Source organism: Nocardia sp. NPDC005998, assembly GCF_040614395.1.
Classification (GTDB): domain Bacteria; phylum Actinomycetota; class Actinomycetes; order Mycobacteriales; family Mycobacteriaceae; genus Nocardia.
Window position 1 is genome coordinate 66,588 of sequence record NZ_JBEXUI010000030.1, and the last position, 26,438, is coordinate 93,025.

The following is a 26,438-nucleotide window of genomic DNA, read 5'->3' on the forward strand; positions in this document are numbered from 1 at the left end:
GACCATGCAGCTACTTACGCTCGCCGAGATCGACGGTGAATTGGCCGCACGCGCAACCGAATTCGACGCCATCACCGCCACCCTGTTGGAACTGGACCGACATCCGGGACACACACTGCTGCAACGCTATCCGCCCACCGGACTGACCGCGCAACGCTGGCAGCCGGTCCGGGCCGCACTCGCGCTGATGTGGGCGGACTACGGCCGCCTCGAGGGCATTCTGGATGCGGCCAAGCAGGTGCGCGGCACTCGTTCTCGGCTCGATGACAGCGAACGTGCCGAACTCACCCGGCTCTTGCGCGGGCGGCCCTATGAGGCCTCGCGCACGCCGATACCGATGGCGCAACGTTCGCTCACCGGACCGGCGGAAGAGGTCCTGTTCGTCGGACTCGCAGATACCGTGGATCGCATGCGGGCCACCTTCCCGGAGATCGCCGAATTCTTCGACGCGGTCGATGCGGTGAACACCCGGGTCATGTCCGGCCTGGCGCCACTGCAGGACACGGTGGACAGGGCGCGTGCCGCTGGAGGCGGGACGACCGAACTGGGCGCGATCGGCGAAGGTATCGCCGCACTGTTGAGCCGCTCAGCGACCGATCCGCTCGCGCTGACGGTATCGGAGATCGACGCACGCATTGCCGAGTTGTCGGACGAGCTGCGGCGCGTGGCCGCGATCCTCGCCGAACTCGATGCGGTGGTGGCGGATTGGGCCGGGGCCATTGCCGAAACGCGCAGGCGCTTGACGGTGCTGCGCGACACCCGGACCCGGGCAGCGGCGGCCAGGGCGCAGGTCGAAGCGAAGATTCTGGCGGGCCCGCTGCCGGTGCACACCGACGACTCTGCGGCACTCGGCGCGCAATTGGATGCGCTGGCGGCGAATCAGGCTGCAGCCGCGGACCTGGTGCGTTTGCGCGTCCGGATCGCCGACGCGACCGCCGGGGCGGCCACCGCCGAAGAATTGGCCCAGGGACTGCTGGATCGACGCATCGAATTGCGCGGGCGGCTGGCCGCTTATCAGGCGAAGGCGGCCCGACTAGGTGTCAGCGAGGATCGAGACGTGCTGGCCGCCGGTCAGATCGCGGCGGGCCTGCTCACCCGTAGGCCGTGTGATCTGGCGGCCGTCACCCGGGCGGTCGCCGACTTCCAGCAGATCGTCGGGGAGAAATCGGGGCGGGGCAGATGACCTGTAATGAGCCGGGATGCGGCGGCACCATCGAAGACGGATACTGCGCGGTCTGCGGCACCGCCCCCGCCGAGGCCGCCACGGTATCAGCGGAAATGCCGGTGGTACACAGGAATTCGAGTGCTGGACAGATGTGCGCCGAGCCCGGATGTGGTGGAACCATCGTCGACGGCTACTGCGATACCTGCGGCACCGCACCTGCCGTGGCCGCAGCGGAAACCGCTGTGGTGCAACACGGTTCGAACGAGGGGCAGGTTTGCGCCGAGGCGGGCTGCGGCGGAACGATCGTCGGTGGCTACTGCGATACCTGCGGGGCCGCACCCGCGATGTCCGTGCTGTCGAGTCTGTCGACCCGCTCGGCGAGCACCCGCGCCTCCGGGCGCTCGGTGCGCACCGGCCGGTCGTCATCGAAATCCAGCGCGCGCGGTCGGCTCGGTGCGGGCATGGTGGATGTGCCGCGGATGCCGCGCATCGATCCGGCCACCGCGGTCATGGCCGATCCACAGGTCGCCGAGGGAAAACGGTTCTGCGGCAAATGCGAACGGCCCGTCGGGCGCGGCCGCGACGGTGCACCCGGTCGCTCCGAGGGCTTCTGCCCGAACTGCGGCACCCGGTTCTCCTTCGCGCCGAAGCTGAGCAAGGGTGATCTGGTCGGCGGGCAGTACGACGTTGTCGGCTGTCTGGCGCACGGCGGACTCGGCTGGATCTATCTGGCCACGGACCGCAATGTCAGCGGCCGCTGGGTAGTCCTGAAGGGCCTGCTGAATTCCGGAGATCTGGACGCGATGGCGGCAGCGGTCGCCGAGAGGCGGTTCCTGGCCGAGGTCGAGCACCCCAGCATCGTCAAGATCTACAACTTCGTCGAACACCGCGGCGCCGACGAGGTAACCGTCGGATACATCGTGATGGAGTACGTCGGTGGCACTTCACTCAAACAGATCTTGCGCACCCGTCTCGATGACGATGGCAGCTACCTGCCGGCACCCCAAGCCATCGCCTACATCCTGGAAATGCTGCCCGCCCTCGGTTATCTGCACTCGCTCGGCCTCGCCTACTGTGATTTCAAGCCCGACAACGTGATGCAGACCGATGAGCAACTCAAACTCATCGATATGGGCGCGGTGATCGCCATGGACGATCAGGACAGCCCCATCTACGGAACCATCGGCTATCAGGCACCGGAGATCTCCGAAACCGGGCCGACCATCGCCACCGAGGTGTACACGGTTGGCCGCACACTCGCGGTGCTGATGATGAATGTGCCACAGCAGGGCGGACATTTCGGCGCACTGCCCGGGCCGGAGGCCGAACCGCTACTGGCGAAATACGATTCGCTGCACCGATTCATCCTGCGTGCCACCGGTGTCGATCCGGAGGCGCGATTCGCCTCGATGGAGGAGATGGCCGATCAGCTGACCGGAGTTCTGCGCGAGGTGCTGAGCACCGATGACGGCGTACCGCGTCCGGGGATGTCGGCGTACTTCGGGCCGCCGCGCGGTGTCTTCGGTGTGCCGGATGCACCGACACCGACCAGTATTGTTGCGGCACTTCCGGTTCCGCTGATCGATCCGAACGACAGCGGTTCGGCGTTGCTGGCGACCACCGGCGGGACCACGCCGACCGAACTGGAGCACGCGTTCGAGGCCGGGCTGCGCTCGGTGCTCACGACGCGCAGTGCGTCTGCTTCGGTCGAGATTCCACTGCGGCTGGTACGTGCCGCGCTCGAGGTCGGCGATCCGGCCGATGCGCTGCGTCGTATCGACGAACTGGCCGATACCCTGCCCGGTGACTGGCGGCTCGCCTGGTATCGCGGCCAAGCCGAATTGCTCGCGGGCGACTTCGATGCCGCCTACGCCGAATTCGATGCCGTATACGCCGCATTACCCGGTGAGGCCGCACCGAAACTGGCCCAGGCCGCCGTCGCCGAATTGGCGGGTGCACAACCGGATAGGCGGCAGGCCGCGCACTACTACGACACCGTCTGGCGCACCGACCACAACTACGTCAGCGCGGCCTTCGGTCTGGCCCGGCTGCGCAGCGAGGACGGTAATCGCGATGGCGCGGTGACCGTCCTGGATCAGGTGGATTCGGCCTCGGCGCTGTACACCGAAGCCCGGCTGACCGCCGTGCAGACAATGCTGGCCGATCGCACACCCGACGAACTGTCCGAACCGATCCTGCGGGATGCGGGCGGACGCGTCGAGGCCCTGCGCATCGACTCGAAAAGCCGTGGCGCACACGCGCGGATACGTGTGCTCGATGCCGCGCTCGATTGGCTGTGTGCAGGCAAGGCACCGACAACACATGGCGCGCTGCTCGGCGCGAACCTCGATCAGGACGGAGTACGGACCGGTTTGGAGCGTTGTTATCGCGATCTCGCCCGCGAAACCGACGATATGTGGACACGATTCGAGCTGGTCGATCGGGCCAACGCGATCCGGCCGAGGACAACCTTATGATGAATTCAGCGTCGCAGAGCGACTCGATGGAGGGTGGTGGCCGGGAGCCGGGCGGGCTAGAGCCCAGCACCGCGGTATTGCAGCGGTGCCCGGAATGCGCGGCGCGAGTCGGGGTGGCCGACCGGTTCTGCGAGGCGTGCGGACGAGAACTCGGCGCGCGCCGGATCGCGCTGCCGCGGTCGGATCCAGATGCGACGCCCAGTTGTGAGGGCTGCGGCGGCACCAGCTACGACGTCGACGGCTATTGCCGCGGCTGTGGACAGTTGCGTCCGGAGCCGGACCGGTTCGAGGCCGATCTCGGCGCGGCCTATATTGCGACCGATCGCGGTATCGCGCACGCGCGCAACGAGGATGCGGTCGCGGCCGCGGTGGTCGAACACGGGGACAAGCGACCCATCGCCACGGTCGTCGCGGTCAGCGACGGGGTCTCCACCTCGGAGGATCCGCAGGCGGCCGCCGGTGCGGCAGCAAGCGCGGGTGTCGATGCCTGCCTCACCGCATTGGCGGAAGCACGGTCCGGCACCGCGGTTGTGATGGCCGGGCTCACGGCGGCGGCGCAGGCGGTCCGTGGTATCGCGATGCACGATGGCCATGCCCCGTCATGCACCTATGTTTCGGCCATCGTGCGCGGATACGGGGGCGACGGCGTGGAGATCACCGTCGTGAATGTCGGTGACAGCCGGGCATATTGGTTGCGCGGTGACGGCATCGAACCGATCGCGGGTGGAAATGCGCCGTCGCGGCGCTTGAGCGTGGACGATTCGTGGGCGCAGGCACTGGTGGACGCCGGTGCGATGGACGAGGAGTCCGCGATGCGGGATCCGCGAGCGCACACACTGCTGCGCTGGCTCGGTGCCGACAGCGAGGACAGACCATGGTCGGACAGATGTGTGCAAACCTTCCACACCACCGGCCCCGGAGTACTGCTGCTGTGCAGTGACGGACTCTGGAACTACCTATCCGATCCGGCGGAGCTGGCGCGGATGGTCAACGGGGTACCACGCGGGGAGGCGGCACGTGGACTCATCGAATTTGCTCTACGGTCCGGGGGGAGCGACAACATCACTGTCGCGCTGGTGCCGATCGGGCCATCGATGGATGCAGGAGAAGCACAGTGAGTTCCATGGCGGATAAGGGTATTTCGGTAGCGATCGATCAGAACGAATATCTGGCCGAGGGCGCGGATACGGTGGACGCGGTGGTCACCGTGGAGACCGGCGCGGATTTTGTGGCCGCCGGGCCGGCCCCGGAGCGGCTGGAGGTGCTGATCATCGACTGCTCCGGGTCGATGGCCACCGGTAAGAAGTTCGAGGGCGCGCGCCGGGCCACCATGGCCGCCCTCGATGTGCTGAAGGACGGCACCCGATTCGCGATCATCGAGGGCACCTCCATCGCGCGATCGACCTATCCGAGCGATAAACCATCGGTGCCAGCCAACCGCGACACCAGGGCCGCGGCTCGCCGCGCGCTGGACAAGTTGCGCCCCAACGGCGGCACCGCCATGGGCACCTGGCTGGGACTCACCCGCCAGCTGGCCAAGAAACACCCCGGCGCGATGGTGCACGCCATCCTGCTCACCGACGGCAAGAACGAGCACGAGGAACCCGAGGCCCTTGCCGCCGAGATCAAACAGTCCGAGGGGGTATTCACCTGCGATTGCCGCGGCGTCGGAACCGATTGGCGGGTGGACGAATTGCGCATCATCACCTCGGCATTGCACGGCAGCGTCGATATCGTCGCGAATCCGGCGAACCTGGCCGCGGACTTCGCCGCCATGATGCAGACCTCGATGGCCAAGGCGATTCCGGAATTGACATTGCGGCTGTGGACACCTGCGGGGGCCAGCGTTCGGTTCGTCAAACAGGTCGCGCCGACGATCGAGGATCTGACCGCGCGGCGCGCCGATGCGGGACCGCAGCTGGGGGAGTACCCGCTCGGGGCCTGGGGTGCGGAGGACCGCGACTACCACGTGCAGGTGCGGGTCGAGCCTGCCGCGCCGGGGCGGGAGAAGCTCGCGGCCAGGGTCAGTGTGGTCGCGGGCGAGGAGGTGGTCGGGCAGGGCCTGGTCCGTGCGGTGTGGACCACCGAGACCGAGCTGTCGGCCCGAATCAGCAGGCGCGTCGCGCATTACACCGGGCAGGCCGAACTCGCGCAGGTCGTGCAGGAGGGCTTGAGCGCGCGCAAGAACGGCGATGCGGAAACCGCGACGGCGAAACTGCGGCGCGCGGTGGAGCTGGCGGCCGAATCCGGCAATGAGGGCACGGCGAAACTGTTGCGCGGGGTGGTCGAGGTGGACGAGCGCAATGGCACCGTGCGGTTGCGCGCCAAGGTCGAAGCCGCCGACGAAATGGCGTTGGACGCACGGTCTACCAAGACGGCGCGGGTACGCAAGGAGGGGTAATGGCGATTGCCACCTGTCCGGACGGGCATCAGTCCGTCGCAATGGATTATTGCGACGTCTGCGGTTCGCCGATCGGGGCGCCCGCGCCAACGGTGGCGGTCGCACTGTGCCCGTCCTGTGGGGCGCCGAGCAGCGGCCGATTCTGTGAAGTGTGCGGGCATGACTCGGCGCTGCCGACTCCGGCGGCGCGGACTCCGGCTTCCGCGCCCACCGAAACCGTCACTGCGACAGCGGTTTCCGCCGCATCGGGCATGCTGACGTGGGTCGCCACCATTACCGCCGATCGTGAATTCTACGATCGGGTGCAGGCCCGCAAGGGCCCCGACGCCGATCAGGTCGAATTCCCGGCGTTCTATCCCGAGCGCCGAATCACCTTGCGCGGCACCGATATTCTGATCGGCAAGCACAGCGTCTCCCAGGGCCTGCAACCCGAAATCGATCTGGGCATTGCCCCGGCCGACGCCGGAGTCTCACGCGCGCACGCCACCATTCACGTCGTCGAGGACGGCATCAGCATCACCGACCTCGGCTCCACCAATGGCACCAGCCTCAATGGCAGCGAGGACCTGATTCCGGCCAATGTGACGGTCCCGCTGGCGAGCGGGGACCGCATCCATCTCGGTGGCTGGACCACCATCATCGTGACGGCGGAACCAGCCTGATCGTTCACCGAATAGGTGACCCACCGGATCCGAGCGCGGCATCGCGCAGCACTTCCTCGATGCTGCGCATGACGTGCGAGCGCCATCCGGCGTCCATGATCGAGCGTGCCCTTTGCTGGAGCGGGTTGTCCGGATCGAAACCGGCGTGCTCCAGGAACAATCGGGTGCCCTTGCCTTCGGGCCGCAGGATCCAGGTGATCGTCCAATCGGCGCCGTGTTCGGCGGTCGGGTCGGCGTCGCGCCAGCCGACGCGCAGCATCCGCTCCAGCTCGAAGGCCAGCACCTCGGCCGCGATCACACCGGAAAAGCCGGTCGCCGGAAGGGCTTTCGCATCAATGGTGTACCGGTGCCCGACCTCGAGCCGAAAATCGGCTGGCATGAACCACCGTGCGAGCAACTCCGGTTCGGTCAGTGCGCGCCACACCTTGCCCGGACTGTGCGCGAGAAACTGATCCACGTGGATGGTGGTCGGATCGTCGGTCATGGTCATTCCTCCTCCATGGTGTCGAGCAGGTCACGCAGCCCGGCCAACTTTTCGCGCCAGAACCGCTCGAACGGGTGCAACCATTCCTGGATCTCGTACAGCGGGGCTGCCTCCAGTCGATACAGCCGTTGTCGCCCGACCTTGTTCTCGCTGACCAATTCCGCCTCCCGCAGCACCCGCAGATGTTCGGAGAAGCTCGGCCGCGCCATCTCGAAGTGCGCGGCCAGGTCCGTCACCGGCTGCGGTCCGCCATCGCGCAGCAGCCGCAACACCTCGCGCCGAACCGGGCTGGCCAGTGCCGCGAAGACCCGGCCCTCGGGCGCCTCGACCGCCATCGTGGTCACCGGCCCGCGGCGGCCAGCACAAAACGGTTGCCGTCGGGATCGGTCAGCGTGGCCTGGCGACCCCATGGCAGCTCGGTGGGACCCTCGATCTGCGCACCGGCCTTTACCAGCATCGCGCAGTCCGCGTCGAGGTCCGCGGTTTCGAGAATGACACCGCTCGAACTGCCCGGCGTGAAACCCTGTTCCGCACTGGCCAGCGTGAACGCGGTCTGGGCGCCCTCGGGTGCGACCTGCAGCCAGCGCACCGGCCCCATCTGCTGATCGACAAGCAACTCGAATCCGAGCGTGGCGACATAGAAATCCTTGGCTCGCTCCTGGTCGGAGACGGGCACGGTAACGACCTTCGCATGGGTGATGTTCATGGTCCCGAATATAGGTAGGAAAAATCCTACATGTCAAGAAGCGGTAGACGGGACCGATTGGTTGGTTACTATGCGCGTAGTATGTGGTCATGGGGTTCGAGTGGCCGGACTGGGCGTTCGCGCACCTGATCGGCATCGGACCCCGAGAAGTACGCCAAGTCCTCGAAGGCGCTCGGCGGTGGCCGCGGATCGCCGATGACGGGAACGTCACGGTGCTGTCGGTCTGGGGTCGCACCGGCGCTGGGCGGCCGTTGATCGTGGCGACGCGCCAGCAGGACCAGTGGACCTGGCTGATCATCGGCGCCCGCGAGATGCACGCCGACGAACTGAAAATGTTCGAGGAGTGGGAACAGGAGAACCGGTGATGAACGAGAAGGATTTCCCGTCCACCCCGGACGAAGTGACGGCGTTCATGGACCGACTGACCTTCAGCAATGAACCGGTCCCGCCGGACAAGGCGCCGCCGCCGCTCGCCCCCGGTGACGATATCGTGGTGACCAGTTCCATTCGCATGCCGCTGGAACTGCACACCCGGGTCAAGCAGTTGGCCGATGCCCGAGGCATCGGCATGTCGACGCTGATCCGCGAGTGGATGGAGGCCGCCATCGCCGAACTCGATGGCGATCAGCTGATCTCCCGCGCCGATGCGGTGCGGGCGCTGTCCCGACTGCACCCGATACACCGCGCGAGCTGACCCGGGAGACGTCCGCGGAAAATGAGTGGCGCTGGGCTGCGATCTCATGGCGGATATGGATGGATCGTTCGCGTGGGGCCGTCGGCCAGGCGAGCGATGCAGGCTAGCGGGAGATGTCTGGGCCTAGCTACCCGATATCTGGGTTACGCCGGCAGAACAGTCAGATGGGCAAGGACGCCGTCGGGGTCTCTGAGGTAGACGTAGTCTTCCCGGTTCTTGAACATCGCCATCAGATCGGCCAGGCTATCGCGCTCGGCCGGCGTGACCGAGATTCGGCGGTTCACGAGACTTGCACACAGTCCGTCGACCAGTTCTCCCCACTCGCCGACGTCGCTGAATGTCCGGTACTGGGCAAGCGCCTCCGCTGGAAGTCGGTCCGCAAGCAGCTCCAGCAGATCGCGGGAATCCTTGCTCAACTTGTTGAGACGGTCGATCTGTTCCTGGGTCCTTTGCGGCCGCTCACGTCTCCTACGGGGCCTTTCGCTGAAATCCATAATCTCCCTCGCCTCTGTCTATTTCGGATTCGTGACGACACCGGGCCCGCTGACCGGGTAGCCGGTCCGGACGCTTCCATCGGCATCCACAATGACCTCGATTAGAACACCATCGCGGACTCCTGATACCTTCCATCGTCCGTTGTCCTGGAGAACCGGAGCTTGGTCGGGATTCCTTGCGACATCCAGAATGCTATCGATGATGTGGTCGTCGTCCCATGTGTCGGTGTCGGGGAACTCGGTCTTGCCGGGTGCCCCGACACCGGGAGCATGCCCTCCTCCATCCTCGTCTCCATCACCGTCGAGGATATGAATTCGCCGACCCTGGGTGATCGAGATGCTGCCCGGCGTCGCCCCCTGCACCTTCGTCCATTGGTCACCCATCGCGCCGGCCGCGTCGTCGATAAGCACCTTCATGAGCAGGATCGTGAGGAGTTTGCCTGCTTCGAGGTTCAGGTCACCCATGCCGTCGAAATGTTTGAGAGTCACGGCCGCGGTGGCGGTGGCAGCTGCGAGACCAACGATCCTTATGAGTTTGCTGCCGGTATAGGCAGCACGTATGGCGTTGATGCAGTTGACGACGATACCGCCGATTGCACCCCCTGCCGCAACGAGAGAGCCGCCAAAGCTGATAGCGGCCAGCGCCAAGCCGCCCAGCACCGCGACTCCGACAGAGGCGACCGCTACGTTGATATTCGACTCGAAGCTCTTTCGCGCGGCGACGGTTTCCGTGTGGTACTCGCCGACGAGGCCAGCGAGAGTCGCCGAGCCCGTGTTGATCTGTTTGGCGCTGTTGGCAAGCGCGTCGAGCTTTTCGTAGATCGGTGGGAGGTTCGTTTTGTCGTTGATCTTATCGAAAAGGCCCTTGATTGTGGCGATCTGCGCTTCCGCGCCGGTGATGTTCTGATGAGTGGAGAACGTCTTCCAGGCATTGGACGCCTTCTCGAGCTTGCCGACATCACCGTTGGGGAGCTTGCCGAATTCTTCACCGATCTTCTCGACCAGGTTGTTGTAGAACTCGGCAATGCCGTCGTCGTGCTTGTCGACTCCGTTCCCGTTGTTACCGACTGATGAAGGGATAACCACCTTGTACTCGGACATGGCGTGGACGGTGGGTCGATCGGGTGCGGGGTTGGTTTTGCCGCGGATACCGTAGTTGTAACCGGTCGCGTATAGAACGTAGCCGTAGTTGGTCAACGCATCGGCAAGGTTGGTACAGGCCTGCATTGTATCCCGCGCAACGACGTCGTACTTCTCGCCCCACTGCTTGCAGCCGTTGGCATCCCCAGCCATGCCCGCGCACTCGTTCTTGACCGCGTCGTGCAAGGGCTTGTCGGCTTGCCGTATCGCCACGGCAAGATCGTGGCATTGCTTGGCGGCTTGATAATAGACCTGCCAATCGACGACGAGCGTCACTATTATCCCCCGTTGAGCATCTTGCTGTTGAGTTCGATTGCGTGCGTGTAATCTTCGTGTGCCTGCTTGGCGGCATCGCTCATATTGCGGACGCCTTCTACGAACTCTCTTGCACCCGTTATCCATTCACGGTGTGCCGCCGCATAGGCCTCGGCGGCAACACCCTCCCAACCGGTACCCGCCAAAGTCGCCACCCGATTATCGATTTCGTCGAGATGTTCTGCGACAAATCCCGACAGGCCCGAGAGGCGGGCTACAATATCTTCGAGGCGGTCGAGGTCGACCGAGAACTCAGAACTCATGGCAGATCCAAACTCGAGGTGTTCAATGCTGCGGCGTGACTCTCGTCGCGGGCCTGATAGGTCTCCGCGGTGACCCCAAGCTTCTCCGCCATCTCGGTCAACGCGCTCATGATGTGGCTGCCCCCGTCCCGGACCTCGGCCCAGCCGTTGGAGAACTCGGTTGCGTAATCACCAGTCCAGCTGCCGTCGGTCAGTGAGGCGACATCCTTCGAGGTGGAGTCCAGAGCGTTCCGTAGTGCATCGGCCAACTCGTAGACGTACTTGCCTACCTCACGAACCTTCTCCGGTACCACCGAAAGATTTTGGCTAGACGCCATACTGCCCCCCGTCGCTCATCACGCAATTTTAGCCGATGACCACGGGGGAGCCGGTCCGCCCGGGGCTGGGATCGCCATGGCGACCGGCGGTGTTTCGACAGAGCCGGTGGTGCGAGCCTGCCGGGCCATGACCGCGTGCGAGTCACCGGCGAGATCAGCTTTGGCGGTGAGTCCGCCTCGCGATTAACCAATTTCGTGATCGGCTGGTTCATAGCCCGCAGACGGAGTCGGAGTGGGTGCTGGCCGTGTGTGCTGGTGTACCAGCACGATGTCTCGAATATGTCGTTATCCCCCCTGGGGGTTTCGGCAGATCCTCAATATTCATCAGTGCGGCCCAGTAGTCGTCTCGAAGCGCGTCCCAGAGGTCGTCGTGCTTGGGGAGTAACTCCCGAGCGGCGGCCAGATCGGGATACGGATCGAACATGACAGGTCAGGGGAACGGCAGGGGCCGGCCTTGCCGGGCGGTCAATAGTGCCGTCATCTCGCCGATTTCATTGCCCTGCTCATTTACCATCTCCAGCGCCGCCCGCGTGACCGCCGGGGCAGAGCCGGTATTGAAGGCGGTCTGCGCCATCGCCACACCGCCACGGTGATGGCGAATCATCAACTGTAGGAACAGGACTTCGGCCGCCGCACCGTGCAACCCGGCGAGCTGGGTGATCTCGGCAGTGGATGCCAGCCCAGGCATGGGGGCGCCGTGGCCGCCGTGCTCATGACCCATCCAGTGCATCGGCTGATCGGTGCTCAGCGGTAGGTCGAACAGTTGCAGCCAGCCGCGCAGCTGGGCGATTTCGGCGGTCTGTGCCAACACGATCCGCTCCGCTACGCCGCGAATCTGCGGTCCCGCGTCGGCGGGCAGCGTTCGCGCGAGCAGTACCGCCTGCTCATGATGGACCGACATGTCCTGGGCGAAGCCGATATCTACGGTCGAGAGCGGTCCGGCGCCTGTGTCATAGCGCGGGCGATGTGCCCAAAACCCCACCGCCGCACCGACTATCAGGCAAATTACGGCCACCGCCGCGAATCGGAGGAGTTTACGAGCCAACGGTGGACACCTGATCGGCGGGCGGTGTGTAGACCCCGTTATCCAGCCGCAGCACCATGAATCCGTTATCGGTGCAGGTGGTCCAGATCTGGTCACCATGGAACATCGGCGGCGACAGGCACCAATCCGAGCTGATATCGCCGCCGAACATCATGCCCGAGCGCGGGCCGAATATGGTGGCGGGATCGAGTTTGCCGTTGACGAGTTCGCGGGCCAGCGGGACGTAATTCCAGACCGGAGCGCCGATCACGGCGGTGTCGGCGTGTACCGAATTCACCAGCTGCCCTTGCCTGCCCGTCTGCGCGGGCGGGTTGTAATAGGCGATTTCGCGGATATCGCCGGGGTCGCGCACATCGAAGACGCGAATGCCCGACGCGATCCAACTGCATGCCAGCGCGGTCGGATCCGCGGGCCGATCGGCGACGCAATAGTGCGCGTCGTAGGAGAAGATTCCGTTGCCGGTCGCCGATTGGGCGTGCTCGCCGAGGTTCGCGGGCATATTGATCTCGAGTTTGATCGTCGCGACTTTCCTGGCATTTGCGGGATCGGCGACGTCGATCAATTTCACACCGCCGGAACCGGCTTCGTCGCCGGTGAAGATATACGGCCTGCCGTCGTAGGTAACCGGAACCGACTGCTGGTCGAAGTACCCGTCGGCCCAGTGATACGTCGCAATCTGCGGCACCACCGGATAGGGATCCCGGCGCTGGATCGCACTGATGTCGAGGATATTGATCCCGTTCTGGATGGAGAAGTACATGGTGTTGCCGTCCGGGCTGATGCCGAAACCGTGTGCGGTCAGCGATTGCAGTCCGTGCCAGATCACCCGCGGATTCGCCGGATCGCTCACATCTATGGCGGTGAGCAGCCCCGGGCTGGTGCTGGAGGCCCAGTAGGTATTGCCATCGGGGGAGAAGCCGCCCTCGTGCGACAGGAATGGCAACGGCATTGTCAGATCGGTGCCGGGACCGGGATTGAGCAGCACCGGGTGTGCGCAGTCGGAGATGTCGTAGATGGAGAAGTACGCGGTACCGGTGGTGATCGGAACGGCGGTCGCGGCCAATAGCTTCCGCGCGGTATTGACCTTCAAGGTCTCCCAGGTTCCGCCCAGCATCGCGGGCTCGTTCAGCGTCGCGGTGTGCACCGGATGGGCCGGATCGGAAACATCGAGGACGTGTACGCCCGGCGCTGCACCATCGAGCAGGTTCCCGGGAAAGAACGTGCCCGTATAAGAGCAATGGTCGTAGGTCGGCGACAGAATCCCGCCTCCCTGCTGCTGCAATCCGCCGACGAACGAAATATTGCACCGATACCCCTCGGTACTGCGCCCACTGGCCCGATCCGCCGCCGGAACATCGCCCTGCAACCCGGTCTCCGGCAGCGATCCGGCGCCGCACTCCGCCTTCGGGACCGCCGACTGCGCGATATCGGTCCAGGTGTATATTCCGGCCCGCGCGGGCGCGGGCAATCCGATCATGGTGAACGAAATAATAAGTGCCGCAACAGCACCCAGCATCGGCAGTCGTGGCATCCAACCCCTCCGAACATTCCGCAAAACGTCCGCACCGCCATCTGGTCAGCCCCACCCGGAGCGCGGACTTAGAACACGTTACAACTCGACGTGTCGCCACAGGCCCGTTTCCGCCGATCCCCTCGGCTATCCGGCAGACAACACGCCGCCGCCCGGGGTGGGATGAGTGTCGCGGTCGCACTCGATGGCGAAAATGGCTGGCGCCCGGGTGCGAACATGGCAGGTATGGAATCGGCCGTTTACCTGATCACCGGCATTCAAGCCGCTGGGAAGTCGACCGTCGCCCAGGCGCTGGCGCAGCGGTTGCCGCGATCGGCGCATGTGCGCGGGGATACGTTCCGGCGCTTCATTATCGGCGGTCGGACGGAAATGAGCCCCGAACCGTCGGCGGCGGCCTTGGACCAACTGCGGCTGCGCCATGCGCTGGCCGCGCATACCGCCGACGGGTACACGGCCGCCGGGTTCACCGCGATCGTCCAGGATGTCGTGCTCGGGGAATTCCTGCCGTGGACCATAGAGCGGATCAAGACTCGGCCGCTGTACGTGGTGGTACTCGCGCCGACACCGACCGCTGTCACGGCTCGGGAGGCCGGCCGGGGCAAGGCTGCCTATGACCGCTTCACGGTCGAGAGCCTGGACGAGGTCCTGCGGACCCAGACGCCGCGCATCGGATTATGGTTGGACACTTCCGATCTCACGGTCGAGCAGACCGTCGACCAGATTCTCGAGCGGGCCCGACCCTTCGATGACGGGGGTGATTCGGCCCGATATCACCCGATCGGGTGATCGGTCAGCGGCGTCACGATCGGCATATCCGGATGCCACTCACCGAACAGTGACCGTACTAGGCAAGATCGCCGTGTGTATGCCCGCGCGGCGCGGGTATGCGCCACCTGTGACCGCCGGTGACCAGAACTGGGACCGCCAAACCAGGCAGGAGACCGAAACCCAGCGGCTGGACCGCAATTGGGCCAGCCTGATCCAAGAGTTGCGAGTGGTCCAGACCGGCGTGCAATTCCTCATCGGAGCGCTGCTGATCCTCCCGTTCCAGGCCGGATTCGCCATCTTGTCGCAGCCGATGCGACTGCTCTACCTCGCCACGGTGGCCGCGGCGATGGGTGCGACGGTCTTCCTGGTTGCGCCGGTGGCGTGGCATCGAATCCTGTTCCGGCGGCACCGGCTCGGCAATGTCGTCGCCGCAGCGCACCGCTGCGCCATAGCCGGGATCGCGCTGCTCGGACTCGCGCTGACCGGTGCGACGGTGCTGGTGACGGAGACCGTCGCGGGACCGGTACCGGGAGTGGTGTCGGGTGTGGTGGTCGCAGTGCTGTTCGCGGTTGCCTGGGTGCTTGCGCCGTGGCGCTGGCGCAAGGTCGGCGACCGATCGGATGGTTGAACCGGGGTGAGCGACCGTGCCAGACTATTGAGAGGTTGAGACTACAGCCGACCCCGGTCCGACACACGACACACCATGCGGGACCGGCCAGCGGGAGCTGGTGTAGCGACCCTGACGAAGACGACTACCGACGCGGCGTAACGATCCAGCCGCGTTACCGCCACCTCCCGCCGTCCTGTCGCGCAGGATCGGGCATCCCTCTGGGAGGTTTGATATGTCCGCCGTTCTTCAGTACCGATCGGACGGTCAGCACCGGGCCGGATTGCGGCCGCGGAGTCGGTTCTGGGCGCAACGGATGGACCGCCGCAGACAATGCGTGGTCATCCGCGCCGAGGGTGAACTCGATGCGGCCGCGCTCCCGGAATTCCGCGCGATGCTCGAGCGGGCGGTGACCACCCGCTGTCATGCGGTCATCCTGGACCTACGCGCCACCAGATTCCTGAGTATCCGCGCTGCGGCCGCCATCGGCGCGATCACGCACCGAGCCGCACGCGGCGGTCCGAATGTCCGGGTCGTGTCGGGTCGCCGCGAGGTCGACCGCGTGCTCGCCGTCACCGGTGTACGCGCCATATGCTGCGATTTTCCGTCGATGCGCGCGGCGCTCGACACCTGATATGGCCTTAAGTCCCTGGTCTGGCCGATATCCGGCGTTGAGCGCTGGCACACTCCATACTTGCGGCTGTGACAGAGAGTCGATCGGTTTCGCCCGAGGACGCGCGGGCGTTGGGCCGGGTTATCGGCGCGGGTAAACCGCAGCGTATCGGGACCTTCCGCTTCTGGTTCGCCGATCAGCGGTGGGAGTGGTCCGATGAGGTCGCAATGCTGCACGGATACGAGCCGGGAACGGTGCAACCGACTACCGAGCTGCTGCTCTCGCACAAACATCCCGAGGATCGCGCACAGGTGGCCGACACCCTGGCCAAATCCATCGAGACCGCGCGGCCGTTCTCGAGTCGGCATCGGATCGTCGATACCGCGGGCCGGGTGCACCACGTCATCGTGGTCGCCGATCAGATGCTCGACGAGACGGATTCGGTGATCGGAACCTCCGGGTACTACATCGACCTCACCGCCGCGCTCGACGAGCGTCAGCAGGAGACCCTGGACGATGCGCTGCCAGAGCTGTACGAGGCACGGGCGGTGATCGAGCAGGCCAAGGGCGCGCTGATGCTGGTCTACGGCCTCAACCCCGACCAGGCCTTCCGGATGCTGAGCTGGCGCTCCCAGGAGACCAATATCAAGCTGCGCACACTTGCCGTGCGATTGGTCGCCGATCTGAGCTCGCTGACCGATTCGGTGGCCGATCTGCGCACGAAATTCGACCATCTGCTGTTGACTGCGCATGAACGGATCGAGGCGGACTGATTCGAATCCCCACCGGTTGCGATGTTTCGATCGTGGTCGGCCGGGTACGTCGCGAATGGTCCCCGACCCGAAGGCAGGTTCCGGTCGGCTCGGAGGAATAGGTGGTGATGGGCATGGGGGAGTGGAGTTCCCAGTCCGCTGCAGAGAAGACAACGACGATCGGGGTTCGCGTCCCCGCCCAGCTCGAGCAGCTGACCATGCTGCGCGCGCTCGCCGAAACCGTTGCGCTGATCGCGGATTTCGCGATCGATGAGGTGGTCGATATCCGGCTCGCACTTGACGAGGTGGCCACCTCCCTGATCCTGGACGCGGCGCCGGGCTCCACGCTCGAGTGCGACTTCACCTACAGCGACAGCGAGATGTTCGTGCACGTCGCCTCGGTGGCGGTATCGGAGTCGGTGGTCGGTCAGGCCGGATTCGGCTGGCATATCGTTCGCACGCTGACGCAGTCGATCGCCGCGGTGCAGGAGCCCTACGACAGTTCGGTCTCCGGCTATCCGACGATCGTCGACTTCAGCTGGGCGCGAGGCAGCGATGGCGGCTGAGTCGAGAGCACACCGCGACAGCTACGACAATATCGAGCCACTGTTCGAGAAGATCGCCGCCCTGGACAAGGCCGATCCCCGTCGAGAAGCGTTGCGGGAGGAGCTGATCGGCCGATGCCTGCCGCTGGCCGAACATATTGCGCGTAAGTTCTCCGGGCGCGGCGAGAACTTCGACGATCTGCTACAGGTGGCCCGCTTGGGGCTGGTCCAGGCCGCGGATAGATTCGATGTGACCCGCGGTTCCTCGTTCCTGTCGTTCGCGGTGCCGACCATCATGGGCGAGGTGCGCCGACATTTCCGGGATAACACCTGGGCGGTGCGCGTGCCGCGGCGCACCAAGGAGATCCAGCTCAATATCGGCCCCGCCGTCGAGGCGATGGCGCAGCGGCTGGGCCGCTTGCCGAAGGCCCGCGAGATCGCCGCTGAACTGTCGGTGGACCTGGTCGAGGTCACCCAGGCGCTCATCGCGGGCAATGCCTACCAGTCCAGCTCCATCGACGCGGTGGTCGGCGATGACATCGAGAACGCGCCCCTGCCGCTGCTGGACAGTCTCGGCTCGGAGGAGCCCAGCTACCAGTACGTGGAGGACTACCTCGCGGTCCGGCCGCTGATCGAGGACCTGCCGGAGCGGGAACGGCAGGTGCTCATCATGCGTTTTTTCGAGGCCAGGACGCAGTCCCAGATCGCCGAGCAGTTGGGCGTCTCGCAGATGCACGTCTCCCGGATACTGTCCAGAACGCTCGGCAAGCTGCGCGATCAAGCGCTGCGCGATTAGCTTGTTGGGAAGATGTTGTCGCCCAATGTGTTTCGTTGTGATCGGATCCACTGTTTGCCCGAGGTTAGGTGCGGGTACGCGTCAGATAGCCGGACAAACGATGCCGACGCGCAAGGAGGTCGTCATGAACGATCAGCGACGACAAGGCACCCGAGAGCCGTACGCGGGACCGGGGGCTTCGAGTTCGCTGAAGAAACCGCCGGGGTCGATCTCGCACGCCGAGAATTCGCAACAGGCCGGTCGCATCCTCGTCACCCGCAATCATGATGTGATCCGGCGTTGGGCCGAGCAGCGCGGCGCCCGCCCGGCCACCATGCCGGGTAGCGAATACGACGGTCGCCTCGGCGTACTGCGTTTCGACTTTCCCGGCTACGGCGGCGCGGTGCTGCGCGCGGTCGGCTGGGATGAATGGTTCGCCACCTTCGACGCGCGACGGCTCATGTTCCGCTATCAGGAGCGCCGGGCCGACGGCGGGCCCAGCAATTTCAACCGGCTGGAGCAGTCCCAGCGTGATGACTGGTGACTCGGCCATTTGTGATCGAGATCACTCTCAATTTGCGCAAACGGGTCCGTGCCTCCAGGGTGGAGTAGCCGGACGCTAACCGAGTGCTCGTGACCTGCCGTTTACCGAATGGCTGCGACGGGTACTTCTTAAGTTGGCAAAGGTGCTCGAAGGCGGACTGTCGCGTCGGTTATGGGTACGCGAGTCTCCGCGTCGCGTCGCGTCCGCGTGGCTGCAAGGGATGAGGGCTTGACCGCAAACCTGATGATCGTTGACGACGACGAAGTGATCCGGGGCGCGCTGCGCACGGCGATGGAGGACGAGGGTTACGACGTCGCCGAGGCGCACGAGGCCGAGGACGCACTGACCTATCTGCGCAGCAATGGCGTCCCAGATGTGATGATCGTGGAACTGATGCTCGGCGATATGGACGGCTTCGATTGCATCCGGGAGATCCGGCGCGAACACGACGTGCCGATCATCGTGGTGAGCTCCCGCGACGATACCCACGATGTGGTAGCCGCCTTGGAGGCGGGCGCCGACGACTATGTCACCAAGCCGTTCGAGATCAAGGAGATCTCCGCCCGCATGCGCGCGCTGCGCCGCCGTGCCCGACTCACCATGGAGCGGGAAGCGCCGCGGGAGGCTGTCCTCGATGCGCATCCGGACGCACCACTGGTGCTCGATCGCGACGGTGGCGCGGTGCGCCGCGGCGAGGACGAAATCCGGCTCACCATTACCGAATTCAAATTGCTCTGCGAACTCGCAGAGTCGCCGGGCCGGGTGCTCAGCCGCACGGTATTGCTCGAAAGAGTTTGGGACGACGGCTTTTTCGGCGATGAGCGGATCGTCGATGTGCATATGCGCCGCCTGCGCACCAAGATCGAGCGCGATGCCTCCGATCCACACATCGTGGTTACCGTGCGCGGACTTGGGTATCGGCTCGATCCACAGCGCTGAAACATCGAAAAGTGTGACCTAGCCTGCAGTTGTGATCTTTTCGTAACACAACCGCAAAGAGATCGACCGGTTCACCTCAAAGTTGCTCCGCAAGCCTGGATGAGTACTGCAGACCCGACCAGGGAGACGTATGTCACTGCACACCTTGTCCACCGCAACGATTGATCCATCGGTCACCGAATACCCTTCGGCCGTACCGATTTCGGCGCCACACACGCAGCCGGTACTGCGCCAACCACGAGTCGGTGACGCGGCCGAGATCTGGCGTATTGCCAAGGATTCGCGGGTCCTCGACACCAATTCCAGTTACGCATACCTGCTGTGGTGTCGCGATTTCGCCAGCACCTCGGTAGTCGCCGAAGTGGGCGGCCGGGTCGTCGGATTTGTGATCGGCTACCTGCGCCCGCAGGCGCCGGAGACTGTCTTTGTGTGGCAGGTGGCGGTCGAGCGCGAACAGCAGGGACGCGGCCTTGGTGCCGCACTGCTGGAGACGCTGCTCGACACCGTTGCGGCCGCAGGCGTTTCCGCACTGGAGACGACGATCGCGCCGGACAATCCGGCCTCGATCGCGATGTTCGGTTCGGTCGCGCGCCGACGGGCCGCGCGAATGACCAAACGCTCCCTATTCGATTCCGATCTATTCCCGGACAGCCACGCTGACGAGGACCTCTATCTGATCGCCCCTACCGTCCGAAAGCAGGAGGATCGCCCTTGATTACCGCCGAGACGACCATTTTCGAAGAGCTCGAGTCCAATGTCCGCGGATATTGCCGGGCCTGGCCGACGGTGTTCACCACCGCGTCGGGTACCTGGCTGCGCGCCGAGGACGGCAAGGAGTACCTCGACTTCTTCGCCGGTGCGGGGGCGTTGAACTACGGTCACAACAACCCGGTGCTCAAGCGGCCGCTGCTGGAGTACATCGCCGGTGACGGGATCACGCACGGACTGGATATGTCGACCGTGGCCAAGCGGCGACTGCTGGAAACGTTGCGCGACACCGTTTTCGCGCCGCGCGGCCTGGACTACAAGGTCCAGTTCCCCGGACCGACCGGCGCCAATGCCGTTGAGGCCGCGTTGAAGTTGGCCCGCAAGGTCACCGGACGCGAGACGATCATCAGCTTCACCAACGCTTTTCACGGCATGTCGCTCGGCGCGCTGTCGGTGACCGGCAATGCCGCCAAGCGGGCGGGCGCTGGTGTGCCGCTGGTGCATGCCGCGCATATGCCCTATGACGGCTACTTCGACAACACCACCGCCGATTTCCAGTGGATGGAGCGGGTCCTCGACGACACGTCCTCCGGTTTCGACCGGCCCGCCGCGGTGATCGTGGAGACGGTCCAGGGTGAGGGTGGGGTCAATGTCGCACGACCGGAGTGGCTGCGGCATCTGGCCGAATTATGCACGGCCCGTGGCATTCTGCTGATCGTCGACGATGTGCAGATGGGCTGCGGCCGGACCGGGCCGTTCTTCTCCTTCGAAGTCGCTGGCATCACCCCCGATATCGTGACGCTGTCGAAGTCCATCGGCGGCTATGGGTTGCCGATGGCGCTGGTGCTGTTCAAGCCGGATCTCGACCAGTGGGCACCGGGCGAGCACAACGGCACTTTCCGCGGCAATAACCCGGCCTTCATCACTGCACAGACCGCGCTGGAGCACTTCTGGTCCGATGGTGCGCTGCAGGCCTCGACCGAGGCGAAGGGGCAGCGCATCGGAGCGGCACTGACCCAGGTGGCCGAGTACTTCCCCGGTATTTCGACGCGGGGTCGCGGACTGGTGCACGGCATCGTCTTCGACGATCCCTCACAGGCGGGCAAGGTCTGCCAGATCGCCTTCGAGCGCGGGCTGCTGGTCGAGACCTCCGGTTCGCTGGACGAAGTGGTGAAGCTATTGCCGCCGTTGACCGTCACCGATGACGAGATCGAGCACGGTCTGCGCGTGCTGACCGGCGCGATCGGCACCGTCTGCGGACAGGAGCGCTGAGATGATCGTGCGCAGCACCGCGGAGATCACCGGTACCGACCGCGATGTCGAGGGCCTGGGCTGGCGCAGTAAGCGCATCGTGCTCGGCGGCGACGGCGTCGGATTCTCCTTCCACGAGACCACCATCGATGCCGGAACCGTGCACGAGTTCCACTACCGCCATCACGTAGAGGCGGTCTGGCTCATCGAAGGCGAAGGGACGCTGACGGATCTGGACAACGGCGTCACCTACGAATTGGCGCCCGGCTCGATGTATCTGCTGGACGGACACGAACGCCACCGCCTGGAGGTGCGTACCGAGATGCGGATGATGTGTGTGTTCAACCCGCCGGTCACCGGGCAGGAGGTCCACGATAGTAACGGTGTCTACCCGCTCGTCGCGGCCCAGATCGGCGGATAGGAGGCGCAATGACGTTGGTGCACACCGACGATCGCTACCCGACCCGGCTCGCCACCCCGGGCCGGCATCAGGACCGCACCGATCCGACCGTATGGGGTGCGGCCGATTCCGAGGAGCTGGCATCTTTCGACGCCAACGGTTTCGGCATGGTCGAGCAGCTGCTGACGCCCACCGAGGTGGACGAGTTCAGCGCCGAAATCGACCGTCTCGCAAGTGCTCCGGAGCTGCACGGTGATGACCGGGTGATCGTGGAGAAGTCCTCGAATCGAGTGCGCTCGGTGTTCGAGGTTCATCGGCTGAGCGCCGCGATCTCCGACCTGGTTCGCGAATCCCGGGTCGCCGGATTGGCCAGGCAGGTGCTCGGCTCCGAGGTCTACATCCATCAGAGCCGGGTCAACTACATGCCCGGCTTCCGCGGCACCGGCTTCTACTGGCATTCGGATTTCGAGACCTGGCACGCCGAGGACGGTATGCCAGCGCCGCGCGCGGTCAGTCTATCGATCGCCCTGACGAACAATTACCCGATCAATGGCAGTCTGATGGTGATGCCCGGTTCGCACCGCACGTTCGTGCCGTGCATCGGCAGCACCCCGGCCGAGCACTATCGGGAGTCGTTGCAGGAACAGGAGATCGGCGTGCCCACCCACGCCGATATCGCGGCGCTCGCGGACCGCTATGGGATCACCCAGTTCACCGGTCCCGCCGGATCGGCCCTGCTGTTCGATTCGAATATCATGCACGGCTCGTCGAACAACATCACCCCGTTCCCACGCTCGAATATCTTCCTGGTGTTCAATAGCGTGGAGAACACCTTGGTTGAGCCGTTCGCTGCCCCGGCGCCGCGCCCGACCTATATCGCCAGCCGGGACTTCACCCCGGTGTAGTTCGTCGCGCGCCGTACGTCATCCGGGCATCAGCGATGGTGTCGACTCGCGTACGGCGCGCGCCTGCCGCGCTCGGTTCGCCTGAGACCGGTTGCCCGCGTGCGCATTCGGTTGTGTGGATTGTCAGCCGTAGATATGCATCGTGACCGTGAGTGTCGCGAGGCGGGTGGCCAGACCGAGTTCGCGAGCGCCGCGCTCGATATCGTCGCGATCGTCGGCGGGCAGCTCGGCCCAGATCTCACCGAAGCGGACCTGGGTATCGGTGTCGAACCCGGCGAGGACGCGCAGCAGGGTGGGCCTCAGGTGCCCCGTGGTCGCGATCGCGGGTAGTGCGGCCAGCGTTGATTCGGGCAATTCCAGAAGACTGGCACCGATTCGGCGTTGGACGTCGAGCTCGGTGCGCTCGACCAGGTTGAGCAGGCCGCGCCAAAGTATCGGATCGGTCTGTTCCGCGAGTGCCGCGACCAGTGCCGACATTGCCGCGGTATCGGCGGTGATCGGGTTCGCCGCCACGGTGTCCAGGGCAGATGGGCTCAGATAGGCGGTAAAGCGGAGCAGGTCGTTGATCGCGCCGTGCTCGATCACGGTGGCGGCCAGGTCGGTAATGGCTTCGGGCGGTCCGATATCGAGCAGGATGTCGCCGAGCGCCTCGAGCACATCCTCATCGCAGCGGGCGAACACCGATACGGCCGCCAGTCGCAGATCGGTCGATCCGGCGAGAACCGTCTCGAGCATGCGCGGTACCCGGTCCAGTGGTCCGCTCAGCAGTTGACGCACAATCGCGCTGATATTCGAGGCCGAGTAGGCGTAGGCCGCCGAGAGGATCAGCCCAGCGTCGTCCGGCACTCCTGCCTCGATGGCTCGGATCAGCGGCGTGGTGGCGTAGCCAAGGAACGGACCCGCGGTAACATAGTCTCGGCGGCGCAGCAGCTCGTTGGCGATGCGCACGATCGGTTCGGGCGGGGCGATCTCCGCGAGTTTCCCGACGGTGTGCGGGTCGATATACGGCGCGCAATCGGCGACATATTTCGGATCCACCATCCCGACGGCTTCCGCCGCCCTCTTGGGATGCGCGATGCCGACCGCCCCCGCCGCACGTCCGCCCATCAGCGGCGGCACGATCCGCTGCACCAGCGGCAGCGAAATGCTCAGTGGAATGATCGGCGCCAGCATGCTGATCCGCTTGAAGGTCGTGGCGTGGTCGTCGAAGATGACGCGTGCCATGCGCTGTTGCAGCTCGTGCAATTGCTCGGCGCCGAGCCGCTCCAGATGCGCCAGGCGCTCGACGGGAACATCGAGCGTGCGGGCCAGCAGAATGAGCTGTGCCCTGGTCACCATATCGGGCCCACCCTGCATCGATTCGCTCTGCGACGCCGACTTCATCAGCCGAGCCGATTCCCGAACATGATCTTCTTCGCCGCCGTGCGCAGCGGCCAGGGCAGCGCGCCAACCAACCTGTCGACGACCGCGGCGAGCCCGGCCGTCTCGGCCTTGCGCGCAGCGCGGAAAATGATCAGCAGTTCGGCTGTCTCTGCATCGGAGAGTTGATCCAGGGCCGCGACCGGACCGCCCAGTTGGAGTTCGAGATCTGCTCTGGCGGTCATGTTTGCTCCCGGTTTCCTGGTAGTCATCGGGCGACAATGCGCCCGGCGACAATGCGTTCCAGCGCGGCGAGATCCTGTTCGAGCATCCGGAACAACCAGTAGATGCCGATGAACGCCAGCGCGCTGCCGACACACAGCACGCGCACCGCAACGATGACCGCCGGAATGTCCATGGCGGGAATGAATGTCGCGCCCGCGACGCCCAGCAGCGGTACCGCGGCAGCGATGGCGAGGAAATAGGTGCTGCGGCGGTCGAGTTGGCGCAGCTGTGCGTCGTCGGCGGCGCCGAGTCCACCGTGCGGAAGGAACATCGGATAGATGCTGCGCACGGCATAGAAATTGACCAGGAAATATGGGTAGGCCATGGCGATCGCGCCGCAGACGATCTGGGTGATGAAGAAGTGCAGATAGGCCCCGGCGGTGAGGTGGTTGCCCGAGACCTGCACCGAAACCGGGACGACCACACCGGCCAGCACCCATAACGCAAAGCAGGTCAACACAGTTCGGCGGCCGAGTTGCAGTGTGTCGGTGCGGGCTCTGGTCAGCGTTGGTGCGTCGTAGGACTTGCCCATGCGTAGCCCATGTGAGATGGACCAGAGATTCATCACCAGCACGATGGTGACAATGACCCCGATGAGGAAGCAGATGCCGTAGGTGATGACGGCGATCTGATCAAAGCGGTGCTGTGCCTGCTCATCGAGTTTGGCAATGATCAAGGTGCGATTGTGGTTGTAGCTGTACAGGATTGCCAATGCGTTGGGAACGGCGACGGCCAGCGCCATGATGGGATGCATGAGCAGTCGGGCGCGTAGCCGCCAACTGTGCGGCGGCGGGTCGACCAGATCGCGGGCGCGCGCGTCGAGACTGACGTCGAACTGCTGGGCCATATCCGCCCCGCGTGCCCACCGCCGTTCGCGATCCGGTTCGAGGGCGCGGACCAGCGCGCGGCGCAGCGCGGCCGGACAGTCGGCCGGAAGGTCCTGGTACGGCAGCGATTGCGGGCTGCCCGCGCGGCGGTCCAGCATGCCGTCGAGTGTGGTGCGGTCACCGCCGGTCGCCGTCTTGTCATCGAAAGGTTTACTGCCGGTGAGCAGTTCCCACAGCATCACCGCCAGTGCGTAGAGGTCACTGCGCGTGTCCAGGTCGGCGGCCGTCGTCGATTTGTCGGGATGCACGGCGGCCAGCTGCTCCGGTGACATATAGGCCAGGGAACCGCCGAAGTAGGCGACCGGGCTGTCACCGGAGACATTACCGCTGAAGCTGATATTGAAATCGGCGAGTTTGGGAATGCCCTCCGCGGTCAGCAGCACATTGGCCGGTTTGATATCGCGGTGCAGCACACCGCAGCGTCCGGCGTAGTCCAGCGCAAGAGCGAGTCTGCGCCCGAGCCAGGCGATGGTCTCCGGCCAGGACAGTGCGGCCAATTCGGCACGCACCGCGGATTCACTTGGCTGGATCTCGCCCTTATCGGCGAGTACTGAGTCGATGACGTCGAGCAGGAGCGCGCCGCTGCGCTCGGCCGCCGGAGTATTGCGCACCCGCTCCAGCACTGTGAACAGCGTGCCGCCCGGTACGTATTGCATATAGAGCAGCCGCAGTCGACGGCTCTGCAGAACCCGCTGGTCGAAGACCCGCACAATGTAGTCGTGGTCGAGCTGGGCCAGGGTTTGTGGTTCGGCACCCTTGTCCAGGGAGATCTTCACCGCGACGAGCCGCTGCATCGAACGCTGTCTGGCCAGGAAGACCCGTGCGAATGCGCCACGGCCCAGAGCGGTCATCAGGTCGAAATCGTCGATCTTCTGGCCGACCTCGATATCGTCGAGATCCACCGGATCGGCGGCGCTCGTCAGCAGTGTGCTGCGGTAGTCGTCGGTGGCCAGCATCTCCGAGAGCTGCTGTGCCTGCTCCGGGTAGGCCGCGGTGTATTCCTCGACGGCTACCGAACTGCCCGCGCGCCTGCGGACATGAAACTCCTCGTAGATGAGATCGGGCGGCAATGGCCAGGTCCGCAATTCCGGCAGGTCGTCGACGTATTCGGCGAGACGCTTCGGTTCGGTGCCGCGCATCCAGCGGTTCGCCAAGTCGACCTTGATCAGCTCGATCAGCGACACCCGGCGGATGGCGGGGGAGTCCGGCAGGTAGGCGGGTAGATCCGGGGGCACGTCGGCCACCCGCCAGGCCTCGGCGAACCGCTCGACTACCTCGGCGACACCGCGAGAACCACCCGGCGAGCGGTCCGAAGCGACCGTCGCCCCCGGAACCGGCGGAGCGGAGTGCGCCATCTGCGCATCGTAGCCCCGTCGATACCCCGAAGACCCCCGAGTCGGGCAAGT

Annotated in this window: 31 protein-coding genes; 19 read left to right on the top strand and 12 right to left on the bottom strand. The window is 65.0% G+C overall.

The genetic code is table 11. The features are described from left to right. Positions 1-4 precede the first annotated feature (4 nt). From ABZ293_RS30735 to ABZ293_RS30755, 5 genes are read left to right on the top strand one after another with little or no spacing between them, the layout of a single operon-like run. The gene (locus tag ABZ293_RS30735; RefSeq protein WP_355186337.1) at positions 5-1,183 is read left to right on the top strand and encodes a hypothetical protein; all 1,179 of its coding nucleotides are present in this window, start codon (positions 5-7) and stop codon (positions 1,181-1,183) included. After that, the gene (locus ABZ293_RS30740) at positions 1,180-3,642 is read left to right on the top strand and encodes a tetratricopeptide repeat protein (protein WP_355186339.1); all 2,463 of its coding nucleotides are present in this window, start codon (positions 1,180-1,182) and stop codon (positions 3,640-3,642) included. The genes ABZ293_RS30735 and ABZ293_RS30740 overlap by 4 nt, the downstream gene beginning before the upstream one ends. Further along, positions 3,642-4,760, top strand: coding sequence for a PP2C family serine/threonine-protein phosphatase (locus ABZ293_RS30745; RefSeq protein WP_355186341.1), 1,119 nt, complete (start codon positions 3,642-3,644; stop codon positions 4,758-4,760). Before ABZ293_RS30740 ends, ABZ293_RS30745 begins: the two co-directional genes overlap by 1 nt. A 5-nt stretch (positions 4,761-4,765) precedes the next feature. Continuing rightward, positions 4,766-6,043, top strand: coding sequence for a VWA domain-containing protein (locus tag ABZ293_RS30750; RefSeq protein ID WP_355186424.1), 1,278 nt, complete (start codon positions 4,766-4,768; stop codon positions 6,041-6,043). Further along, entirely contained in the window at positions 6,043-6,705 is a 663-nt protein-coding gene (locus ABZ293_RS30755; RefSeq protein ID WP_355186343.1) for an FHA domain-containing protein, read from the top strand. Before ABZ293_RS30750 ends, ABZ293_RS30755 begins: the two co-directional genes overlap by 1 nt. A gap of 4 nt (positions 6,706-6,709) precedes the next feature. Here the strand turns inward: ABZ293_RS30755 and ABZ293_RS30760 are convergent, their stop codons facing one another. From ABZ293_RS30760 to ABZ293_RS30770, 3 genes are read right to left on the bottom strand one after another with little or no spacing between them, the layout of a single operon-like run. Next, positions 6,710-7,189 carry an SRPBCC domain-containing protein gene (locus tag ABZ293_RS30760; protein ID WP_355186344.1) on the bottom strand — a complete coding sequence of 160 codons (480 nt, stop codon included), beginning with the start codon at positions 7,187-7,189 and terminating at the stop codon, positions 6,710-6,712. Positions 7,190-7,191: 2 nt separating this feature from the next. After that, positions 7,192-7,524, bottom strand: a complete 333-nt coding sequence (locus ABZ293_RS30765; RefSeq protein WP_355186346.1) for a metalloregulator ArsR/SmtB family transcription factor — start codon at positions 7,522-7,524, stop codon at positions 7,192-7,194. Between the two features lie 5 nt (positions 7,525-7,529). Next, on the bottom strand, positions 7,530-7,895 hold the full coding sequence (locus tag ABZ293_RS30770) for a VOC family protein (RefSeq protein WP_355186348.1): 366 nt from the start codon (positions 7,893-7,895) through the stop codon (positions 7,530-7,532). Positions 7,896-7,984: 89 nt separating this feature from the next. Here ABZ293_RS30770 and ABZ293_RS30775 point away from each other — a divergent pair, with 89 nt between their 5' ends. Both ABZ293_RS30775 and ABZ293_RS30780 read left to right on the top strand, forming a co-directional pair. Then, positions 7,985-8,260 (top strand): hypothetical protein, encoded by a 276-nt coding sequence (locus tag ABZ293_RS30775; RefSeq protein ID WP_355186350.1) that lies wholly within the window; start codon positions 7,985-7,987, stop codon positions 8,258-8,260. Next, entirely contained in the window at positions 8,260-8,589 is a 330-nt protein-coding gene (locus ABZ293_RS30780) for a hypothetical protein (RefSeq protein ID WP_355186352.1), read from the top strand. The genes ABZ293_RS30775 and ABZ293_RS30780 overlap by 1 nt, the downstream gene beginning before the upstream one ends. Before the next feature lie 143 nt (positions 8,590-8,732). Here the strand turns inward: ABZ293_RS30780 and ABZ293_RS30785 are convergent, their stop codons facing one another. The 6 genes from ABZ293_RS30785 to ABZ293_RS30810 all read right to left on the bottom strand — a co-directional run bounded on the left by ABZ293_RS30785 (position 8,733) and on the right by ABZ293_RS30810 (position 13,640). Next, the gene (locus ABZ293_RS30785; protein ID WP_355186354.1) at positions 8,733-9,083 is read right to left on the bottom strand and encodes a hypothetical protein; all 351 of its coding nucleotides are present in this window, start codon (positions 9,081-9,083) and stop codon (positions 8,733-8,735) included. Between the two features lie 18 nt (positions 9,084-9,101). Continuing rightward, positions 9,102-10,499: an EndoU domain-containing protein gene (locus ABZ293_RS30790; protein WP_355186356.1), complete on the bottom strand. Its 1,398-nt coding sequence runs from the start codon at positions 10,497-10,499 to the stop codon at positions 9,102-9,104. A 2-nt stretch (positions 10,500-10,501) separates the two neighbouring features. After that, positions 10,502-10,801, bottom strand: a complete 300-nt coding sequence (locus tag ABZ293_RS30795) for a WXG100 family type VII secretion target (RefSeq protein ID WP_355186357.1) — start codon at positions 10,799-10,801, stop codon at positions 10,502-10,504. Continuing rightward, the gene (locus ABZ293_RS30800) at positions 10,798-11,118 is read right to left on the bottom strand and encodes a type VII secretion target (RefSeq protein WP_355186359.1); all 321 of its coding nucleotides are present in this window, start codon (positions 11,116-11,118) and stop codon (positions 10,798-10,800) included. The genes ABZ293_RS30795 and ABZ293_RS30800 overlap by 4 nt, the downstream gene beginning before the upstream one ends. Before the next feature lie 430 nt (positions 11,119-11,548). After that, a complete protein-coding gene (locus ABZ293_RS30805) occupies positions 11,549-12,163 on the bottom strand; it encodes a DUF305 domain-containing protein (protein ID WP_355186361.1) in 615 nt (204 codons plus the stop codon). Next, positions 12,153-13,640, bottom strand: a complete 1,488-nt coding sequence (locus tag ABZ293_RS30810) for a hypothetical protein (RefSeq protein WP_355186426.1) — start codon at positions 13,638-13,640, stop codon at positions 12,153-12,155. Before ABZ293_RS30810 ends, ABZ293_RS30805 begins: the two co-directional genes overlap by 11 nt. Positions 13,641-13,919: 279 nt before the next feature. Between ABZ293_RS30810 and ABZ293_RS30815 the strand changes: the two genes are divergently transcribed. From ABZ293_RS30815 to thpD, 12 genes are all read left to right on the top strand, one after another. Then, positions 13,920-14,480, top strand: coding sequence for an AAA family ATPase (locus ABZ293_RS30815; RefSeq protein WP_355186363.1), 561 nt, complete (start codon positions 13,920-13,922; stop codon positions 14,478-14,480). 109 nt (positions 14,481-14,589) lie between these two features. Then, entirely contained in the window at positions 14,590-15,090 is a 501-nt protein-coding gene (locus ABZ293_RS30820) for a DUF6328 family protein (RefSeq protein ID WP_355186365.1), read from the top strand. Positions 15,091-15,304: 214 nt separating this feature from the next. Continuing rightward, the gene (locus ABZ293_RS30825) at positions 15,305-15,703 is read left to right on the top strand and encodes an STAS domain-containing protein (RefSeq protein WP_354959913.1); all 399 of its coding nucleotides are present in this window, start codon (positions 15,305-15,307) and stop codon (positions 15,701-15,703) included. 68 nt (positions 15,704-15,771) lie between these two features. After that, positions 15,772-16,455 carry a PAS and ANTAR domain-containing protein gene (locus tag ABZ293_RS30830; RefSeq protein WP_355186367.1) on the top strand — a complete coding sequence of 228 codons (684 nt, stop codon included), beginning with the start codon at positions 15,772-15,774 and terminating at the stop codon, positions 16,453-16,455. A 113-nt stretch (positions 16,456-16,568) separates the two neighbouring features. Then, positions 16,569-17,000, top strand: coding sequence for an anti-sigma factor (locus ABZ293_RS30835; protein WP_355186369.1), 432 nt, complete (start codon positions 16,569-16,571; stop codon positions 16,998-17,000). Next, the gene (locus tag ABZ293_RS30840) at positions 16,990-17,775 is read left to right on the top strand and encodes an RNA polymerase sigma factor SigF (protein WP_355186370.1); all 786 of its coding nucleotides are present in this window, start codon (positions 16,990-16,992) and stop codon (positions 17,773-17,775) included. Before ABZ293_RS30835 ends, ABZ293_RS30840 begins: the two co-directional genes overlap by 11 nt. A gap of 124 nt (positions 17,776-17,899) precedes the next feature. Then, the gene (locus ABZ293_RS30845) at positions 17,900-18,298 is read left to right on the top strand and encodes a hypothetical protein (RefSeq protein WP_355186372.1); all 399 of its coding nucleotides are present in this window, start codon (positions 17,900-17,902) and stop codon (positions 18,296-18,298) included. Positions 18,299-18,526: 228 nt separating this feature from the next. Further along, positions 18,527-19,237: a response regulator transcription factor gene (locus tag ABZ293_RS30850; RefSeq protein WP_355186374.1), complete on the top strand. Its 711-nt coding sequence runs from the start codon at positions 18,527-18,529 to the stop codon at positions 19,235-19,237. 130 nt (positions 19,238-19,367) lie between these two features. After that, positions 19,368-19,952: a diaminobutyrate acetyltransferase gene (gene ectA / locus ABZ293_RS30855; RefSeq protein WP_355186376.1), complete on the top strand. Its 585-nt coding sequence runs from the start codon at positions 19,368-19,370 to the stop codon at positions 19,950-19,952. Continuing rightward, positions 19,949-21,217: a diaminobutyrate--2-oxoglutarate transaminase gene (gene ectB / locus ABZ293_RS30860; RefSeq protein WP_355186378.1), complete on the top strand. Its 1,269-nt coding sequence runs from the start codon at positions 19,949-19,951 to the stop codon at positions 21,215-21,217. The genes ectA and ectB overlap by 4 nt, the downstream gene beginning before the upstream one ends. A gap of 1 nt (position 21,218) precedes the next feature. Continuing rightward, on the top strand, positions 21,219-21,617 hold the full coding sequence (locus ABZ293_RS30865) for an ectoine synthase (protein WP_355186379.1): 399 nt from the start codon (positions 21,219-21,221) through the stop codon (positions 21,615-21,617). An 8-nt stretch (positions 21,618-21,625) separates the two neighbouring features. After that, entirely contained in the window at positions 21,626-22,501 is an 876-nt protein-coding gene (gene thpD / locus ABZ293_RS30870) for an ectoine hydroxylase (protein ID WP_355186380.1), read from the top strand. 123 nt (positions 22,502-22,624) lie between these two features. Here the strand turns inward: thpD and ABZ293_RS30875 are convergent, their stop codons facing one another. Genes ABZ293_RS30875 through ABZ293_RS30885 form a run of 3 tightly spaced genes read right to left on the bottom strand, consistent with a single transcriptional unit; the run spans position 22,625 to position 26,387 of the window. Continuing rightward, on the bottom strand, positions 22,625-23,884 hold the full coding sequence (locus ABZ293_RS30875) for a hypothetical protein (RefSeq protein ID WP_355186382.1): 1,260 nt from the start codon (positions 23,882-23,884) through the stop codon (positions 22,625-22,627). After that, positions 23,884-24,105 carry a hypothetical protein gene (locus ABZ293_RS30880; protein WP_355186384.1) on the bottom strand — a complete coding sequence of 74 codons (222 nt, stop codon included), beginning with the start codon at positions 24,103-24,105 and terminating at the stop codon, positions 23,884-23,886. The genes ABZ293_RS30875 and ABZ293_RS30880 overlap by 1 nt, the downstream gene beginning before the upstream one ends. A 23-nt stretch (positions 24,106-24,128) precedes the next feature. After that, positions 24,129-26,387, bottom strand: a complete 2,259-nt coding sequence (locus ABZ293_RS30885; RefSeq protein ID WP_355186386.1) for a serine/threonine-protein kinase — start codon at positions 26,385-26,387, stop codon at positions 24,129-24,131. Between the last annotated feature and the right edge of the window lie 51 nt (positions 26,388-26,438).

What these genes read in the sequence shown, in the direction of transcription:
- ABZ293_RS30815 (WP_355186363.1), top strand. Translation starts at nt 13,920, where the DNA reads ATGGAATCGGCCGTTTACCTGATCACCGGCATTCAAGCCGCTGGGAAG.
- ABZ293_RS30795 (WP_355186357.1), bottom strand. Translation starts at nt 10,801, where the DNA reads ATGAGTTCTGAGTTCTCGGTCGACCTCGACCGCCTCGAAGATATTGTA.
- ABZ293_RS30865 (WP_355186379.1), top strand. Translation starts at nt 21,219, where the DNA reads ATGATCGTGCGCAGCACCGCGGAGATCACCGGTACCGACCGCGATGTC.
- ABZ293_RS30750 (WP_355186424.1), top strand. Translation starts at nt 4,766, where the DNA reads ATGGCGGATAAGGGTATTTCGGTAGCGATCGATCAGAACGAATATCTG.
- ABZ293_RS30885 (WP_355186386.1), bottom strand. Translation starts at nt 26,387, where the DNA reads ATGGCGCACTCCGCTCCGCCGGTTCCGGGGGCGACGGTCGCTTCGGAC.
- ABZ293_RS30845 (WP_355186372.1), top strand. Translation starts at nt 17,900, where the DNA reads ATGAACGATCAGCGACGACAAGGCACCCGAGAGCCGTACGCGGGACCG.
- ABZ293_RS30745 (WP_355186341.1), top strand. Translation starts at nt 3,642, where the DNA reads ATGAATTCAGCGTCGCAGAGCGACTCGATGGAGGGTGGTGGCCGGGAG.
- ABZ293_RS30760 (WP_355186344.1), bottom strand. Translation starts at nt 7,189, where the DNA reads ATGACCGACGATCCGACCACCATCCACGTGGATCAGTTTCTCGCGCAC.
- ABZ293_RS30840 (WP_355186370.1), top strand. Translation starts at nt 16,990, where the DNA reads ATGGCGGCTGAGTCGAGAGCACACCGCGACAGCTACGACAATATCGAG.
- ABZ293_RS30770 (WP_355186348.1), bottom strand. Translation starts at nt 7,895, where the DNA reads ATGAACATCACCCATGCGAAGGTCGTTACCGTGCCCGTCTCCGACCAG.
- ABZ293_RS30785 (WP_355186354.1), bottom strand. Translation starts at nt 9,083, where the DNA reads ATGGATTTCAGCGAAAGGCCCCGTAGGAGACGTGAGCGGCCGCAAAGG.
- ABZ293_RS30810 (WP_355186426.1), bottom strand. Translation starts at nt 13,640, where the DNA reads ATGATCGGATTGCCCGCGCCCGCGCGGGCCGGAATATACACCTGGACC.
- ABZ293_RS30765 (WP_355186346.1), bottom strand. Translation starts at nt 7,524, where the DNA reads ATGGCGGTCGAGGCGCCCGAGGGCCGGGTCTTCGCGGCACTGGCCAGC.
- ABZ293_RS30780 (WP_355186352.1), top strand. Translation starts at nt 8,260, where the DNA reads ATGAACGAGAAGGATTTCCCGTCCACCCCGGACGAAGTGACGGCGTTC.
- ABZ293_RS30740 (WP_355186339.1), top strand. Translation starts at nt 1,180, where the DNA reads ATGACCTGTAATGAGCCGGGATGCGGCGGCACCATCGAAGACGGATAC.
- ABZ293_RS30775 (WP_355186350.1), top strand. Translation starts at nt 7,985, where the DNA reads ATGGGGTTCGAGTGGCCGGACTGGGCGTTCGCGCACCTGATCGGCATC.
- ectA (WP_355186376.1), top strand. Translation starts at nt 19,368, where the DNA reads ATGTCACTGCACACCTTGTCCACCGCAACGATTGATCCATCGGTCACC.
- ABZ293_RS30880 (WP_355186384.1), bottom strand. Translation starts at nt 24,105, where the DNA reads ATGACCGCCAGAGCAGATCTCGAACTCCAACTGGGCGGTCCGGTCGCG.
- thpD (WP_355186380.1), top strand. Translation starts at nt 21,626, where the DNA reads ATGACGTTGGTGCACACCGACGATCGCTACCCGACCCGGCTCGCCACC.
- ABZ293_RS30835 (WP_355186369.1), top strand. Translation starts at nt 16,569, where the DNA reads ATGGGGGAGTGGAGTTCCCAGTCCGCTGCAGAGAAGACAACGACGATC.
- ABZ293_RS30825 (WP_354959913.1), top strand. Translation starts at nt 15,305, where the DNA reads ATGTCCGCCGTTCTTCAGTACCGATCGGACGGTCAGCACCGGGCCGGA.
- ABZ293_RS30875 (WP_355186382.1), bottom strand. Translation starts at nt 23,884, where the DNA reads ATGAAGTCGGCGTCGCAGAGCGAATCGATGCAGGGTGGGCCCGATATG.
- ABZ293_RS30800 (WP_355186359.1), bottom strand. Translation starts at nt 11,118, where the DNA reads ATGGCGTCTAGCCAAAATCTTTCGGTGGTACCGGAGAAGGTTCGTGAG.
- ABZ293_RS30755 (WP_355186343.1), top strand. Translation starts at nt 6,043, where the DNA reads ATGGCGATTGCCACCTGTCCGGACGGGCATCAGTCCGTCGCAATGGAT.
- ABZ293_RS30735 (WP_355186337.1), top strand. Translation starts at nt 5, where the DNA reads ATGCAGCTACTTACGCTCGCCGAGATCGACGGTGAATTGGCCGCACGC.